Here is a 14,198-nt window from a genome sequence, read left to right as displayed (position 1 = left end):
AATCTCCTTACGCCTTCCTCCTGGCCGCACGCGAGGGAAAGGCAAGAATATTATTGCCGTTTGCTGCCGCCGGGCCAAGCGGTCTTGTTGCGGCTTCTCCGGGCATGCGCGCTTCCCAGGTCGGGAACAGCGTCACATTCGGGTAGATCCGCTGGCGGTCGGCATGCTGCCGGAAAAGTTCGTAGAGCTCGGGCACGAGGCCCTCGCCTGTCTGCGCGGCAAGCTTGTGCAGGCCGATCATGGTGAAGCCGTCGGGGCGCTGGTCGTTCATCGGGCATTGTCTCGTTCGTTCATCGTCTGCAGCGCACGCTCCAGGCTGGATTTGCTGCCGTTTCGAAGCGGGATGAAGGCCTTGCTGAACTTCTTGCAGCCGGTCTTCACACGCAGGCAGGCATCGTGGCTGATACAGTCGATCGGGCAGAACACGCAGTCGACCGAGGGAAGCAACGTATCGATGCGCGAAACCGCTTCGCGCAGGCCACCGTCGTGATGAATGAGCTCGGCGCCGAAATTGCTGGCGATCTGGCGAAGATGCGCCACCTGGCAGTCACGGCCGCCGACATAGAGGAAACTGCGGCCGTCCAGTTTGGACCGCCCGAGGGATAGCTGGCCAGCCTCCTCACCCGCGCTGTCGCGGACCTCCCGGTTCGAACCCTTCTTGCCCTTGCGAGCCATATGCCACCCGTTCGCTCGTTGATCGTCACACGATTCCTGCGTGTGCGAGCGGACCTTATTAAACTTGATTTTTGGAGTAAAGTATAAAGTTGATTATTTTTATCATCTTATTCGATCGCGATCGGCAGGGAGGTAAAATTCCGTCCATTTCCACCGGGCGTTGGACCGAATGGCGCTGCGCGCCGGACCGCGTTGACGGCAAGCTGATCGATTTCGGGAACGCCGGATCCGTTGACGACGCGAACGGACGTCAGGCCACCGCTGCCATTCACGGAAAACGTGACGACCACAGTTCCCTTGACCCCGCGGGGACTTCTGATCGCACGGCGAATGCGGCTGCGGACCTTCCCGTCGTAATTGGCAAAGGCTGCAGTTCCGATTCCATCATTGTTGCCGGCGGTGCGCGAATTGCGATCGGATTGAGCCGACCGGTCACCCTCGGCAACACCGCGCTCGGAATCCTGCTGCGCCTCGCCCTGCGAACCCGAGGCTTTTTTCGGCGGACGCTTCTTTTCAACCGGTTTCGGCTTTTCCTGCACCACCGCTTTCGGCTTCGGCATCGGCGTCACGAATTCCTGCAGCATGTCCGGCTCTGGCTGGACCTCTGCCGTCTCGACGAGACTCACCTCTTCGGGCTCGACTGCGGCGACAGGCTGAACTTCCGGGGGAATTTCATCAGCGGGCTTCCGCTCCTCCGGAACGACCGTCGACATCGGCTGCGCGACGGCAGTCTCGGCAGGCATTTCGGAAACCAGAACCTCCGGTTCGACGGCCGCCATGGTTTCCGGCGAAACGCGCGTCACGTCGGGAGCCGGAGCCTGCCGTATCGGATCCTGCGTCTCGACCGGCGGAACCTCGGTCGGTTGAACGGCTTCCGGTTGAATGCTGGCCGTTTCGGTCGGCTGGATCACATCCGGCTCGACAGCCTCCGGAATGATCTCTTCCTGCACGGTCACCTCGGTCTCGCCGACGGCAGTCTGGTCGACGTCGGAGTTGCCATACATGACAACGCTTACGGCATCGCCGGCTTCCTCGATCGCCTCCTCGCGCATGTTCGGGAGGGCATTGAGCAACACTACAGCAAATGCCGCGTGAAAAATCAGCGAGCAAACGCAGGTCAGCGCCACCCGTCGCCGCACCGGCTGCTTGTCGTCTTCCTGCTTTTCCACCGCCGCATCCATCGGCGGCGCGGAAACCGAAACAACAGGTGCAGTTTCCGGATGGTCGGGAAAGGAGGATATCTGCGAAAAACGCGCGTAGTGGATCACCGTTTCGCCGGCCGGCTGCCGCTGCGCGTTGCGCAACTCGGAAAGCTCGTGGCCGGGATGCATGCCGGGAATATTATCGTTCAGACTGCTGCCGGCGTCCGCCTCCCCGATGAGCACCTGTCTCGATCCGGACTTCGCTGAAATCGCCATTGTTGATGCCTCGGACAGCCTGAAACATGTCCGCCGGGGTTCGCCCCCCCGGCGTCTTCTTAGCCCTCAAAGGGAACGGATATCTGCGAGCGGGTGACGAGACCCTTCATGCATTCACCGGCTGCCGGCCCGTCGCAGACCGGCGTGTCGTTGATGAGGATGCGGGTCACGCTCTCGCATTTGACATTCGGCATGTCGAACTGGCGCACACGCTTCTTGCCCTGCGGCAGATCGCGGAAGTCGAGAACGGTGATGCGGTCAACGGCATTCCTGTCGTTGAAGAAGGCGAGCTCGAAGGAGATCTTGTTGATGGCCGCGGGAAGGTTGTTGAGCGCCACAAAGGTCATCATGCAGCCCTTCTGCGAGGGTGCCAGCGCGTTGAGTTCGACATCGAGAGACGTGGCGAATGCCGCCTCCTGCGCCTGGCACACGCTCGCAACAGCCATCACCAAGCCGGCCGCAACAGCCGCAAACCTAACCGCCATAACCTTCTCCGCATCGTCGCGATATCAGCAATCTTAAAACATGACTGTATTAGTCTCCTATTGCGTCTTTAAAAAACTATGAGTAAGAAAGTCAAGTTAATTGTAACCGCAACCGGGAAACCCCGGCCTCACGGAATTGCCAGCCGAAATGATGGTTGAAAAGCCAGATACCTTTAAGCATGCACCACTGCCGGGGGAGCCGGCGGCGCAACACCGGATCGTCGAAAGCGTGGATCTTTTCCGCGGCACGAACGAGATCATGATTCGACACGACGGGCTGGTTTACCGCCTGAAAATCACCCGCCAGGGCAAGCTCATTCTCAATAAGTAGGGTATGATATGACCGAACAAAAAAGACCGGCACCGGCCGAAATCCGTGCGTTTCGCGCCGAGAATCCGAAGATGCGCGAGCGCGATATCGCCGCCCAGCTGAAGATTTCCGAGGCAGCCCTCGTCGCCGCCGAAACCGGCATCAGCGTGACCCGCATCGACGGCAGCGCGTTGAAGCTTCTCGAGCGCGTGGAACGCCTCGGCGAAGTCATGGCGCTGTCGCGCAACGAAAGCGCCGTGCACGAAAAGATCGGTGTCTTCGAAAACATCAAGAGCGGCGCGCAGGCCGCGATCGTCCTCGGCGAGAACATCGACCTGCGCATCTTCCCAAGCCGCTGGGAGCATGGCTTCGCCGTCTCCAAGAAGGATGGCGACCAGGCGCGCCTCAGCCTGCAATATTTCGACAAGGCAGGTAACGCCGTGCACAAGGTGCACCTGCGCCCGAATTCGAATGTCGAGGCCTATCACGCGATCGTCGCCGAGCTGAAGCTCGAAGACCAGTCGCAGGAATTCCTCGAGGCCGAGACCTCGAATACCGCAGACGAGACCGCCGACGTCAGCCGCGACGAGCTGCGCGACAACTGGAGCAAGCTCACAGATACCCACGAGTTCTTCGGCATGCTGAAGCGCCTGAAGATCGGCCGGCAGGCGGCCGTGCGCAGCGTCGGCGACGACTATGCCTGGAAGCTCGATAACACCGCGACCGCTGAGACGATGCATGCCTCGGTAAAATCCGGCCTGCCGATCATGTGCTTCGTCGCCAATAACGGCATCGTCCAGATCCATTCCGGCCCGATCTTTAACGTGCAGTCGATGGGTCCGTGGATCAACATCATGGACCCGACCTTCCACCTGCATCTGCGCCAGGATCACATCGCCGAGACCTGGGCCGTGCGCAAGCCGACCAAGGACGGCCACGTCACCTCGCTGGAGGCCTACAATGCCGACGGCGAGATGATCATCCAGTTCTTCGGCAAGCGGCAGGAAGGCTCCGACGAGCGCGCCGAGTGGCGCGAGATCATGGAAAACCTGCCGCGGGCGGCAAACGTGGCCGCATAAGGATCGCAACGATGACGACGCGTAACAAACTGCGCCGAATCCGCCCGTGGGAACTGGCCCTGACCGCAGCCATCATGGCGCTGCCGCTGATCCCGACGGCGCCGGCCGGCAAAAGCTTCGCCTTCGTCCAGGCCGCCCATGCCGAGGAGAAAAGGTTCGATACGTCGCGCCTGGTTTCGGTCGGCGGCGACGTCACCGAGATCATCTATGCGCTCGGCGAGGAAAGCCGGCTGATCGCCCGCGACACGACGAGCACCTATCCACAGGCAGCGCTGAAGCTGCCTGATGTCGGTTACATGCGCGCGCTTTCGCCGGAAGGCATCCTCGCCATGAACCCGACGGCGATCATCGCCGTCGAGGGTTCCGGTCCGCAGGAGGCGCTAACCGTGCTGAAGAACGCCAGCGTGCCATTCGAGACCGTGCCGAGCCCCTTCACCCGTGACGGCATCATCGCCAAGATCAACCGCGTAGGCGCGCTGCTCGGCGTGCAAGACAAGGCGAAGGCGCTCGAAGAAAAGGTCGCGGCCGATCTCGACGCGGCGATCACCGATGCGGAAAAGCGCCCGGAGGCCGAGCGCAAGCGCGTTCTCTTCATCCTCAGCGCCCAGAACGGCCGGATCATGGCATCAGGCACCGGCACGGCAGCCGACGGCGTCATCAAGCTTGCCGGCGCCGTCAACGCCGTCGGCGCATTTCCCGGCTATAAGCCCCTGACGGACGAAGCAATCATCGAAGCCAAGCCCGACCTCATCCTGATGATGGACCGCGGCGGCGGCGCCGGCACCAGAAACGAGGACCTGCTGGCGCAGCCGGCGATCGCGCTGACGCCGGCTGGCGAGAAGAAGGCAATCATCCGGATGGACGGCATCTACCTGCTCGGCTTCGGCCCGCGCACCGCAGCCGCCGTGCGTGACCTGAACACGGCGATCTACGGGGGCTGATCATGGCCCTGCCGCAAGCCATGCCGGAGCGAAGGCGACACTTCCCGATGGCAGACATCCGCCAAAACAGGCAGGCGGGCGACAGGAGGCGGCTCGCCTTACTGGCGATCGCCCTGCTCGTCGCAGGCTCGGTATTCTCGCTGCTGTTTTCGGTGACGACGGGCGCCTCCGATGCCTCGATCCTCGACGTCATCGCCAACATGACCGGCTCGGAGACGGCGCTCAGCGCCCGTGACCGGATCATTATCCTCGACATCCGCCTGCCTCGCGCGATCCTCGGCTTCCTGATCGGCGCCTCGCTTGCCGTTTCAGGCACGGTGATGCAGGGCCTGTTCCGCAATCCGCTGGCCGATCCAGGCCTCGTCGGCGTCTCCTCTGGCGCAAGCTTCGGCGCGGTCACCATGATCGTCCTCGGCGGCGGTCTCGCAGCCCCGCTCGTCGCATTTTTCGGCATCTATGCCCTGCCGGCCGCCGCCTTCGGCGGTGGCCTCGCCACGACGCTGCTGCTCTACAGGATCGCCACCCGTCACGGTCAGACCTCGGTGGCGACGATGCTGCTTGCCGGCATCGCGCTCGGCGCGCTCACCCTCGCTCTGACCGGTCTGCTGATCACCATGGCGAACGACCAGCAGCTGCGCGACCTCACCTTCTGGAGCATGGGCTCGCTTGCCGGCGCCACATGGATGAAGATCGCCGCCGCCGGGCCGATCATCCTCCTGTCCTTCACCGCCCTGCCCTTCATGGCCCGCGGCCTCAACGCCATCACCCTCGGCGAGGCCGCTGCCTTTCACATGGGCGTGCCGGTGCAGCGGCTGAAGAACGTCGCGATCGTCGGCGTCGCCGCGGCGACCGGCGCCTCCGTTGCCGTCAGCGGCGGCATCGGCTTCGTCGGCATCGTCGTGCCGCATATCCTGCGCATGGCAATCGGTCCGGACCACCGTTTCCTGCTGCCGGCCGCAGCCCTTCTCGGCGGCTCGATGCTGATCTTCGCCGATGTGCTCGCCCGCATCCTGGTCGCCCCGGCCGAGCTGCCGATCGGCATCATCACCGCCGCGGTCGGTGGACCGTTCTTCCTGTGGATCCTGCTACGGCAGCGTTCGCGCCTCGCCCTGTGAGCGACTGAAATGATCGAAGTGTCCGGCGTCTCAGTGCGCCTTTCCGGCAAAGCCATCGTCAGCGACGTCGCCTTCACGGCAAAAGCCGGCGAGCTGACGGCAATCGCCGGACCGAACGGCTCCGGCAAGACGACGACGATGAAGGCAATATCTGGCGAGCTTGCCTATCAGGGCTCGGTGCGCATCGGCGGCAGCGAGGTGAACGGGCTGAAACCCTGGCAGCTTGCCGCCATTCGCGGCGTGCTGCCGCAGGCAAGCACCATCTCCTTTCCCTTCACCGTGCGCGAGATCGTCCGCATGGGCCTCACATCGGGTCTCAACCTGCATCCCGATAAGGCCGAGCAGACGGCAGCCGCCGCCCTTGCCGCCGTCGACCTGACTGGCTTCGAAGGCCGCTTCTACCAGGAACTGTCAGGCGGCGAGCAGCAGCGCGTGCAGCTTGCCCGCGTGCTCTGCCAGATCGCCGAGCCTGTTGTCGACGGCAAGCCCTGCTGGCTGCTGCTCGACGAACCGGTTTCGAGCCTCGACATCAGCCATCAGCTGACCATCATGTCGCTTGCCCGGAATTTCTGCGAACGGGGCGGCGGCGTCATCGCCGTCATGCACGACCTCAACCTGACGGCACTCTTTGCCGACCACATCGTGCTGATGAAATCCGGCCGCCTTGCCGCCGCCGGCAACGTCGCTGACGTGCTGACCGACGAGACCATGCTCTCGGTGTTCGGTTGCGCGTTGCGCGTCAACCGTGCACCGGCCGCCGGCACGCCTTTCGTGCTCGCCCATAGCGCGGTTTCCCGGCTCTGACCGCCGCTCCGGCGGAACTTTTGATCGTCCGGCACGTTTTCGGCAGTGATTTGGATCAATGCCGGGCGGTCTCATACATGCAACGAACGGTCGTGACCCCCGTAGAGAACAGGCGGGCTTGCGCGCGCCCCAGCCAATGGAGACAGCCATGACCTATTCCCTTTTCCAGTCCAGCCGCAGCCGCCGCAACGGCACTTTCCACAATCTCGAATCCGGCATCGAGGAGCAGATCGAGGCTCTGCGCGACGAACTCGCGGAACTGACGCGCCTCGTCAGCAAGAGCTCGCGCCATCAGGGCGACAAGATCCGCGGCCAGGCAAGCGCCGGCTACGAGGAACTGCTCGGCCGCAGCGAGGATCTGCTGCGCGAATTGCAACAAGGTTATGAGCGCGGTGCAACCGAAATGCGCGAGACCGTGCGCAAGCATCCCTTGGCGACGATCGGCGCGGCAGCCGCTGTCGGCCTCGCCATCGCCTTTCTCGCTCGCCGCTGAGGAAGCGCAATGCTCTTTTCGATCCTCAGCCTGTTGACGGGCTCAAGCGTGCATCGAACCGTTGCGCGCGCCAAGCGCAACGGCATCTTCATCGCGCTTGCCGTGCTCTTCCTCCTCACCGCCTATGCGCTGGCCGTCACCGCCGGCGCCATCTGGCTCGCCGGCATCTACGGCCCGATCGGCGCCGCCCTGTTTCTTGCCGCCTGCGCGCTCCTCATCGGCATCATCGTGCTGGTGGTGATGGCAGTCATCAACGCCCAGGAGGCGCGGCGCGTCCGTGAACGCCGCGCAGCCCTCGAATCTCTGGCCACCGTCGGCCTCGGCCTCATCCGCGCCCAGCCGCTACTCACCGCCGGCGTGCTTGCGGCGATTGTTGCTGCTAATCTGGTGGGGTCGAAGCGGGATGATTGATATGGGACTCGCTCTCCTACTATCGCGTACTTTTCACGAGAACGGAGAGGGGTGAATATTCCCCTTCACATTACCTGCGGAAGATTTGGCAGGTACGCCTACCCCACCCACCTCATTCCTGTGTCTGTCACAGGAATCCAGCCACGGCGCGTCTGCGCCGTGAATGAACCACAATACCTCAAAGGGAAAAGTCTTTCGCGCCCAAGGACTTGGGCGCACTGGATTCCTGTGACGAGCACAGGAATGAGGGAGGAGAAGTAGTGCGCTCCTCCTAAATATAACTCTCCTCAGAATGCAAAAGCCTTCGACGTCAGCGGCGCAGACGTCGCGTCCGGGCCGAAATCGGCTTCGCCTGAAATCTGCAGCAATTCCTGCAGTCTTTGGCGGGCGCGGTTGACGCGGCTTTTGATGGTGCCGACGGCGCAGCCGCAGATTTCGGCGGCTTCCTCGTAAGAAAAGCCCGAGGCTCCGACGAGGATGATCGCTTCGCGCTGGTCCGGCGGCAACTGGTCCAGCGCCTTCTTGAAATCCTGCAGGTCGAGCGCGCCGTATTGCGCGGGATGCATCGCCATCGATTCCGTGAACAGCCCGTCGCTGTCCTGCACCTCGCGGCCGCTCTTGCGCATCTGGCTGTAGAGTTCGTTGCGCAGGATCGTGAAGAGCCAGGCCTTCATGTTGGTGCCCATCTCGAAATGGTCCTGCTTGGCCCAGGCCTTCATGATGGTGTCTTGAACGAGATCGTCGGCGCGGTCGTGTCGGCCGATCAGCGAAATAGCAAAGGCGCGAAGGCTGGGGAGGGCCGCCAGCAATTCCCGCTTGAAGCTGGGTTGCTCTTTTTCATCCATGCGACGAGTCCTATTCGGCCATCTTGGCGGAAGCCATCATCTCGGCATGGTCGAGCTTTTCGAGAAGATCGAGAAAACGGTCGGGGATCGCCTCTTCCTGTACCGCGGCATAGAGCGAGCGCAGCTTCACGCCGATCTGGTTGTTCGGGTCCAGGATGTCGCTTGCCCGCAGCTCCAGCTTCCGCTGATCCGCTGCCTCTTTATTGCGTGTAATCATCAACTCGTCTTCTCACCGTTGTCTTTGCCAGGGGCGCGCATGGAATAATTATGATATCAGCAACCACTAACGCCATCGATACTGAGTGTATTACTATCGATGTCGCTGGCATCTACCGCTGCATGGATCGAAATGCTACGCCCTTTCTATGTCGGCTGGGATAATGCGGCGCGACAAAAAAAGTTCCTGCTGTTCCGGAACTTTTTTATCAAGGCGGCGTTAACCGCTCATTGAAGTCAAGACCGGCCTGCATACGGGAGCCATTTATGACACTTTCTACTCGAATTGCGCCGCACCTTCCTTATCTGCGTCGCTATTCCCGGGCCCTTACCGGCACTCAGACATCGGGCGACGCATATGTCGCTGCCGTTCTTGAAGCCATCATCGCCGATCTGTCTATTTTCCCGGATACGGCGAATGACCGGGTCGCACTCTACAAACTGTTTACACAACTGTTTGGTTCCACCGCCGTCCAGATTCCAGAGCCGACCTCGCCCTATGCCTGGGAGCAGCGCGCCACGCTCAACCTTTCCAAGGTTTCGCCGGGCGCACGCCAGGCCTTCCTGCTCGCCGCCGTGGAGAATTTCCGCGTGGCCGAAATCGCGGAAATCCTGGAACTCGACGAACAGGATGTCATGCGTCTGCTCGACAAGGCCTCGCAGGAAATTTCCCGTCAGGTCGCAACCGATATCATGATCATCGAAGACGAGCCGCTGATCGCCATGGATATCGAGCAGATGGTGGAAAGCCTCGGCCATCGCGTCACCGGCATTGCGCGCACACATGCCGAGGCCGTCGCACTCTACAACAAGACCAAGCCGAGCATGGTGCTGGCCGACATTCAGCTTGCCGACGGCAGCTCCGGTATCGATGCCGTCAACGACATCCTCAAGACGTCGAGCGTGCCGGTGATCTTCATCACTGCTTTCCCGGAACGGCTTCTGACCGGCGAGCGCCCCGAACCGACTTTCCTTGTTACCAAGCCCTTCAATCCCGACATGGTCAAGGCGCTGATCAGTCAGGCTCTTTTCTTCAATGAATCGACCAAGGTAGCCGCCTGAAACGCAATTTTCCGGGCTTCGGAACCAAATCACCAAGCAGGCGTTCCGGTTCTACCGGGACGCGTAGGCCTCTTTAACGGTTTTTGCAGCGCTTTGTTCTAGAGTTGGCAGGCGGTTTCTGGAAGGGCGCTCCCTTCAGCGGCGTTCGAGATGTCACAAGGAAAGGCGGCCGAGTGAATACGACTGAACCGTTGTCCGGCATGCCCCTCGCGTTCGAAGGCAAAGCGGCAATGATGGAGCGTGCACTCGGCAGCGCCGGGATTTCCATCCTCTGCCAGGATGCCCGGCTTTCGATCTTCTACGCCGAAAATCTGCCACCGCATTTCGCAGCGCTCTTTGTGCCCGGCGGCAGCGACGCTGCCCTTTTTGGCGATGCCCATGGGCGATATCTGACGGCGCTGAAACATAAGGTGCTGGACACCGGCATCCCCAACAATGCCGAGGTCGAGATCGACGTCGATGGCGAAAGACGCACCTATGAGCTGAAGATCCAGCGCACCGGGGGACGAAGCACCTACGGACTCCTGTCCGTCATGACTGAGATCACCGAAAGCCGGCATCGCGAGAAAGTGCTGAAATCGCTGTTGCGCGAGCTTTCGCACCGTTCGAAGAACCTTCTCGCCATCATCCAGGGCATCGCCACCCAGACGGCGCGCAACACGCTTTCTCTCGACAGCTTCCTCCTCAAGTTCCGTGGACGGCTGCAATCGCTTTCCAACTCGCAGGATCTGATCACGGATTCGAGCTGGCGCGGCGCCTTCCTCTTCGAACTCGCCGAAAAGCAGTTCGCCCCCTATTGGCCTGAAACGGCCGGCTCCATGCCGATCTACGGCATCAATGCCCATCTGACGCCGAATGCCGCCGTGCATCTCGGGCTCGCCCTCCACGAGCTCATCGTCAACTCGGCCTCCTATGGTGCGATATCAGGCGGTGCGGCCTCTATCACGCTGAATTGCCGCCAAGCCATGCTCGGTGACAGGAGGGCGATCGAAGTCGCCTGGGCGGAAGTGCTGCGGGATCAGTTGGAAGTTCACGAATTCAGCGACAACAGCTTCGGCCGCACCGTGCTGGAGCGCGTCGTGCCCTCGTCGGTCAACGGCAAGGCGGAACTCAGTCTTGTTCCCGGCCGGATCGACTATCGCCTGACCATTCCGGAAACCGAGTTCGAGATTCTCAAGCGGGCGTGAAGGCCGGCGGAAGAGAAGACTGAGAACGAAAAACAGCCGGTGCGAGGGCGGCGCACCGGCTGTCTTCACTCACCGGGAGGGGACCGTGAGTACGTCCGGATGGTGGGTTGGGGGCGCGCATGTTGGGTCGATGCGATCACCATCCGGATATCGCAATAACGACGACGCCTTATTTTGGTTCCCTCGCATCGAAAAAAAATTCGACTTTTTTGAATCTTTTTTCCGATGCCCATCCCCCGCCGCATCCCTGGCTATCCCATCGAACCGAACCGGGTAATTTCCCTCTATGAAAACATGGGCTTACATGCCGTACCGCAAGCGCATTTCGTCAAAATTTTACCGTTTGATAAATTTTTAAACCTGAGTTACGCTTCCCCTCACAGGCCGTTTACCAATAATGAGGGAACTTCAATGGAACGACTGGAAACCGGGATTCATGCCGGCCGGCTTTCGTCCGCCGAGTATGAGGCTAATTTTTCCGATCTTCATCCGCGCCTCGACAATCATGAGGCGCTGGTCGCCGCCGATCGCTGTTATTTCTGCTATGACGCGCCGTGCATGACGGCCTGTCCCACCTCGATCGACATTCCGCTCTTCATCCGCCAGATTTCGACCGGCAACCCGATCGGCTCGGCAAAGACGATCTTCGATCAGAACATCCTCGGCGGCATGTGCGCCCGCGTCTGTCCCACCGAAGAGCTCTGTGAGCAGGCGTGTGTGCGCAACACCGCCGAAGAGCGCCCGGTCGAGATCGGCCGCCTGCAGCGCTATGCGACGGATGCGGCAATGGCCGCCGACAAGCAGTTCTACCAGCGCGCGGAACCGACCGGCAAGAAGATCGCCGTTGTCGGCGCCGGCCCCGCCGGCCTTGCAGCCGCCCACCGCCTCGCCGTCAAAGGCAATGACGTCGTGATCTACGACGCAAAGCCCAAGTCGGGCGGCCTCAACGAATATGGCATCGCCACCTACAAGACGGTCGATAACTTCGCGCAGATGGAAGTGGACTACGTCCTTTCCATCGGCGGTATCGAGGTAAAGCACGGTGAGCAGCTCGGCCGCGATTTCTCCCTCGCCGACCTGCAGGGCCAGTACGACGCCGTCTTCCTCGGCCTCGGCCTCGCCGGCGTCAATGCGCTGCGCGTCGACAATGAAAACCTTCCGGGTGTCGATGATGCTGTCGATTTCATCGCCGCCCTGCGCCAGGCCGACGACAAGGGCAATATCGCCGTCGGCCGCCGCGTCGTCGTTCTCGGCGGCGGCATGACGGCCATCGACGCCGCCGTTCAGGCAAAGCTTCTCGGGGCCGAGGAAGTGACGATCTGCTACCGCCGCGGCAAGGAGCATATGAACGCCTCCGAATACGAGCAGGATCTCGCCACCTCCAAGGGCGTCATCATCCGTCACTGGCTGGCCCCGAAATCCATCCTCTCTCAGGATGGCAAGGTCGCTGCAATTGAGGTGGAATATACCGCGCTCGTCGATGGCCGCCTCACCGGCACCGGCGAGACCGGCGTCATCACCGCCGATCATATCCTGAAAGCCATCGGCCAGACCTTCGAAGCCTCCAGCCTCGGCGCGTTGCGGATGGAATCCGGCCGTATCGCCGTCGATGCCGAAGGACATACCTCGCTGGACCGCGTCTGGGCCGGCGGCGACTGCGTCTTCGGCGGTGATGATCTCACGGTTTCTGCCGTCGCCCATGGTCGCGACGCGGCCGAATCCATCCATCGCGCCCTCACCGCAGCCGCCGCTCCGGCTGTCGCGGTTGCCTGAAGGGGAGAATGAACAATGGCTGATCTCCGCAATAATTTCGTCGGCATCAAATCCCCGAACCCGTTCTGGCTGGCCTCGGCGCCGCCGACCGACAAGGCCTATAATGTCGAGCGCGCCTTCAAGGCCGGCTGGGGCGGCGTCGTCTGGAAGACGCTCGGCGAGGAAGGCCCGCCGGTCGTCAACGTCAACGGCCCGCGCTACGGCGCAATTTGGGGTGCCGATCGCCGCCTGCTCGGTCTGAACAATATCGAACTCATCACCGACCGCGACCTGCAGACCAACCTGCGCGAAATGAAGCAGGTGAAGATGAACTGGCCGGACCGCGCGCTCATCGCCTCGATCATGGTCCCCTGCGAGGAACAGGCCTGGAAGGCCATCCTGCCGCTGGTGGAAGAGACCGGCGCCGACGGCATCGAGCTCAATTTCGGCTGTCCGCACGGCATGTCGGAGCGCGGCATGGGCTCGGCGGTCGGCCAGGTGCCGGAATATATCGAGATGGTCGTGCGCTGGTGCAAGCAGTACACCCGCATGCCCGTCATCACCAAGCTGACGCCCAATATCACCGATGTCCGCCGCCCTGCCCGCGCCGCCAAGGCTGGCGGCACGGATGCCGTCTCGCTGATCAACACGATCAATTCGATCGTCTCCGTCGATCTCGACAACTTCGCGCCGAACCCGACGGTCGGCGGCAAGGGCAGCCATGGCGGTTATTGCGGCCCGGCAGTGAAGCCGATCGCGCTCAACATGGTGGCCGAGATCGCCCGCGATCCGGAAACCTACGGCCTGCCGATCTCGGGCATCGGCGGCATCACCACCTGGCGCGACGCTGCCGAATTCCTCGTCCTCGGCGCCGGCAACGTCCAGGTCTGCACGGCGGCCATGACCTACGGCTTCAAAATCGTGCAGGAAATGATATCGGGCCTTTCCGACTGGATGGACGAAAAGGGCCACAAGGCCCTCGACGACATCACCGGCCGCGCTGTGCCCAACGTCACCGACTGGCAGTATCTCAACCTCAACTACATCGCCAAGGCGAAGATCGACCAGGACGCCTGCATCAAATGCGGCCGTTGCTACATCGCCTGCGAGGACACCTCGCACCAGGCGATCACCAACTTCGTCGATGGCGTACGCCATTTCGAGGTGATGGACGAGGAATGCGTCGGCTGCAATCTCTGCGTCAGCGTCTGCCCGGTCGAAAACTGCATCACCATGGAGCAGCTCCCCGCCGGCTCCCTCGACAAGCGCACCGGCAAGGTCGTCGACCCGAACTACGCCAACTGGACGACCCACCCGAACAACCCGATGGCCCGCCAGGCGGCGGAGTGACGGCTTTGCAACGCCGCGGAAAAGATCTCTCCGCGGCGTTGCGCTGAACTCGCAA

Annotated in this window: 17 protein-coding genes; 11 read left to right on the top strand and 6 right to left on the bottom strand. The window is 61.9% G+C overall.

Translation table 11 applies throughout. The annotated features are described in order from the left end of the window. Positions 1-7 precede the first annotated feature (7 nt). From EFB14_RS25120 to EFB14_RS25105, 4 genes are all read right to left on the bottom strand, one after another. Positions 8-271 (bottom strand): hypothetical protein, encoded by a 264-nt coding sequence (locus tag EFB14_RS25120; protein ID WP_125845263.1) that lies wholly within the window; start codon positions 269-271, stop codon positions 8-10. Beyond that, positions 268-675, bottom strand: a complete 408-nt coding sequence (locus EFB14_RS25115; protein WP_125845262.1) for a DUF2325 domain-containing protein — start codon at positions 673-675, stop codon at positions 268-270. The genes EFB14_RS25120 and EFB14_RS25115 overlap by 4 nt, the downstream gene beginning before the upstream one ends. A 107-nt stretch (positions 676-782) precedes the next feature. Continuing rightward, positions 783-2,093 (bottom strand): energy transducer TonB family protein, encoded by a 1,311-nt coding sequence (locus EFB14_RS25110; protein ID WP_126829316.1) that lies wholly within the window; start codon positions 2,091-2,093, stop codon positions 783-785. A gap of 59 nt (positions 2,094-2,152) precedes the next feature. Next, complete coding sequence (locus EFB14_RS25105) at positions 2,153-2,578, bottom strand: hypothetical protein (protein WP_126829315.1); 426 nt, start codon at positions 2,576-2,578, stop codon at positions 2,153-2,155. 148 nt (positions 2,579-2,726) lie between these two features. Between EFB14_RS25105 and hemP the strand changes: the two genes are divergently transcribed. From hemP to EFB14_RS25070, 7 genes are all read left to right on the top strand, one after another. Next, positions 2,727-2,909 carry a hemin uptake protein HemP gene (gene hemP, locus EFB14_RS25100; protein WP_125845260.1) on the top strand — a complete coding sequence of 61 codons (183 nt, stop codon included), beginning with the start codon at positions 2,727-2,729 and terminating at the stop codon, positions 2,907-2,909. An 8-nt stretch (positions 2,910-2,917) separates the two neighbouring features. Further along, entirely contained in the window at positions 2,918-3,967 is a 1,050-nt protein-coding gene (locus EFB14_RS25095; protein ID WP_126829314.1) for a hemin-degrading factor, read from the top strand. Between the two features lie 11 nt (positions 3,968-3,978). After that, complete coding sequence (locus tag EFB14_RS25090) at positions 3,979-4,908, top strand: heme/hemin ABC transporter substrate-binding protein (RefSeq protein WP_126829313.1); 930 nt, start codon at positions 3,979-3,981, stop codon at positions 4,906-4,908. Between the two features lie 2 nt (positions 4,909-4,910). Next, positions 4,911-6,023 carry a FecCD family ABC transporter permease gene (locus tag EFB14_RS25085; protein WP_126829312.1) on the top strand — a complete coding sequence of 371 codons (1,113 nt, stop codon included), beginning with the start codon at positions 4,911-4,913 and terminating at the stop codon, positions 6,021-6,023. Positions 6,024-6,032: 9 nt separating this feature from the next. Then, positions 6,033-6,827 (top strand): heme ABC transporter ATP-binding protein, encoded by a 795-nt coding sequence (locus EFB14_RS25080; protein WP_126829311.1) that lies wholly within the window; start codon positions 6,033-6,035, stop codon positions 6,825-6,827. Between the two features lie 148 nt (positions 6,828-6,975). Beyond that, the gene (locus EFB14_RS25075) at positions 6,976-7,320 is read left to right on the top strand and encodes a glycine zipper domain-containing protein (protein WP_126829310.1); all 345 of its coding nucleotides are present in this window, start codon (positions 6,976-6,978) and stop codon (positions 7,318-7,320) included. A 9-nt stretch (positions 7,321-7,329) separates the two neighbouring features. Further along, positions 7,330-7,731 (top strand): hypothetical protein, encoded by a 402-nt coding sequence (locus EFB14_RS25070; RefSeq protein WP_126829309.1) that lies wholly within the window; start codon positions 7,330-7,332, stop codon positions 7,729-7,731. Between the two features lie 287 nt (positions 7,732-8,018). On the opposite strand, the gene EFB14_RS25065 is transcribed toward EFB14_RS25070, so the two are convergent. Both EFB14_RS25065 and EFB14_RS25060 read right to left on the bottom strand, forming a co-directional pair. Next, on the bottom strand, positions 8,019-8,576 hold the full coding sequence (locus EFB14_RS25065; RefSeq protein WP_125845253.1) for an RNA polymerase sigma factor: 558 nt from the start codon (positions 8,574-8,576) through the stop codon (positions 8,019-8,021). A 10-nt stretch (positions 8,577-8,586) separates the two neighbouring features. Continuing rightward, positions 8,587-8,793 (bottom strand): NepR family anti-sigma factor, encoded by a 207-nt coding sequence (locus EFB14_RS25060; RefSeq protein ID WP_125845252.1) that lies wholly within the window; start codon positions 8,791-8,793, stop codon positions 8,587-8,589. Positions 8,794-9,059: 266 nt separating this feature from the next. Between EFB14_RS25060 and EFB14_RS25055 the strand changes: the two genes are divergently transcribed. The 4 genes from EFB14_RS25055 (at position 9,060) to preA (ending at position 14,143) form a co-directional block, all read left to right on the top strand. Next, positions 9,060-9,854, top strand: coding sequence for a response regulator (locus EFB14_RS25055; RefSeq protein ID WP_125845251.1), 795 nt, complete (start codon positions 9,060-9,062; stop codon positions 9,852-9,854). A 191-nt stretch (positions 9,855-10,045) separates the two neighbouring features. After that, positions 10,046-11,041: a sensor histidine kinase gene (locus EFB14_RS25050; RefSeq protein ID WP_183604913.1), complete on the top strand. Its 996-nt coding sequence runs from the start codon at positions 10,046-10,048 to the stop codon at positions 11,039-11,041. Positions 11,042-11,452: 411 nt separating this feature from the next. Beyond that, positions 11,453-12,814 carry an NAD(P)-dependent oxidoreductase gene (locus EFB14_RS25045; RefSeq protein WP_126829308.1) on the top strand — a complete coding sequence of 454 codons (1,362 nt, stop codon included), beginning with the start codon at positions 11,453-11,455 and terminating at the stop codon, positions 12,812-12,814. A gap of 15 nt (positions 12,815-12,829) precedes the next feature. Beyond that, entirely contained in the window at positions 12,830-14,143 is a 1,314-nt protein-coding gene (preA, locus tag EFB14_RS25040) for an NAD-dependent dihydropyrimidine dehydrogenase subunit PreA (RefSeq protein WP_126829307.1), read from the top strand. The last annotated feature ends 55 nt before the right edge of the window (positions 14,144-14,198 follow it).

Origin of the sequence: Rhizobium fabae, assembly GCF_003985135.1 — a bacterium.
Lineage (GTDB): Bacteria > Pseudomonadota > Alphaproteobacteria > Rhizobiales > Rhizobiaceae > Rhizobium > Rhizobium pisi.
The sequence above is the reverse complement of the archived record's forward strand: the minus strand, read 5'-3'. Positions and strand labels throughout refer to the sequence as shown.

Coding starts and splice junctions, on each gene's coding strand:
- EFB14_RS25080 (WP_126829311.1), top strand. CDS start 6,033: ATGATCGAAGTGTCCGGCGTCTCAGTGCGCCTTTCCGGCAAAGCCATC.
- EFB14_RS25095 (WP_126829314.1), top strand. CDS start 2,918: ATGACCGAACAAAAAAGACCGGCACCGGCCGAAATCCGTGCGTTTCGC.
- EFB14_RS25110 (WP_126829316.1), bottom strand. CDS start 2,093: ATGGCGATTTCAGCGAAGTCCGGATCGAGACAGGTGCTCATCGGGGAG.
- EFB14_RS25085 (WP_126829312.1), top strand. CDS start 4,911: ATGGCCCTGCCGCAAGCCATGCCGGAGCGAAGGCGACACTTCCCGATG.
- EFB14_RS25045 (WP_126829308.1), top strand. CDS start 11,453: ATGGAACGACTGGAAACCGGGATTCATGCCGGCCGGCTTTCGTCCGCC.
- EFB14_RS25060 (WP_125845252.1), bottom strand. CDS start 8,793: ATGATTACACGCAATAAAGAGGCAGCGGATCAGCGGAAGCTGGAGCTG.
- EFB14_RS25065 (WP_125845253.1), bottom strand. CDS start 8,576: ATGGATGAAAAAGAGCAACCCAGCTTCAAGCGGGAATTGCTGGCGGCC.
- EFB14_RS25090 (WP_126829313.1), top strand. CDS start 3,979: ATGACGACGCGTAACAAACTGCGCCGAATCCGCCCGTGGGAACTGGCC.
- hemP (WP_125845260.1), top strand. CDS start 2,727: ATGATGGTTGAAAAGCCAGATACCTTTAAGCATGCACCACTGCCGGGG.
- EFB14_RS25120 (WP_125845263.1), bottom strand. CDS start 271: ATGAACGACCAGCGCCCCGACGGCTTCACCATGATCGGCCTGCACAAG.
- EFB14_RS25115 (WP_125845262.1), bottom strand. CDS start 675: ATGGCTCGCAAGGGCAAGAAGGGTTCGAACCGGGAGGTCCGCGACAGC.
- EFB14_RS25070 (WP_126829309.1), top strand. CDS start 7,330: ATGCTCTTTTCGATCCTCAGCCTGTTGACGGGCTCAAGCGTGCATCGA.
- EFB14_RS25075 (WP_126829310.1), top strand. CDS start 6,976: ATGACCTATTCCCTTTTCCAGTCCAGCCGCAGCCGCCGCAACGGCACT.
- EFB14_RS25105 (WP_126829315.1), bottom strand. CDS start 2,578: ATGGCGGTTAGGTTTGCGGCTGTTGCGGCCGGCTTGGTGATGGCTGTT.
- preA (WP_126829307.1), top strand. CDS start 12,830: ATGGCTGATCTCCGCAATAATTTCGTCGGCATCAAATCCCCGAACCCG.
- EFB14_RS25055 (WP_125845251.1), top strand. CDS start 9,060: ATGACACTTTCTACTCGAATTGCGCCGCACCTTCCTTATCTGCGTCGC.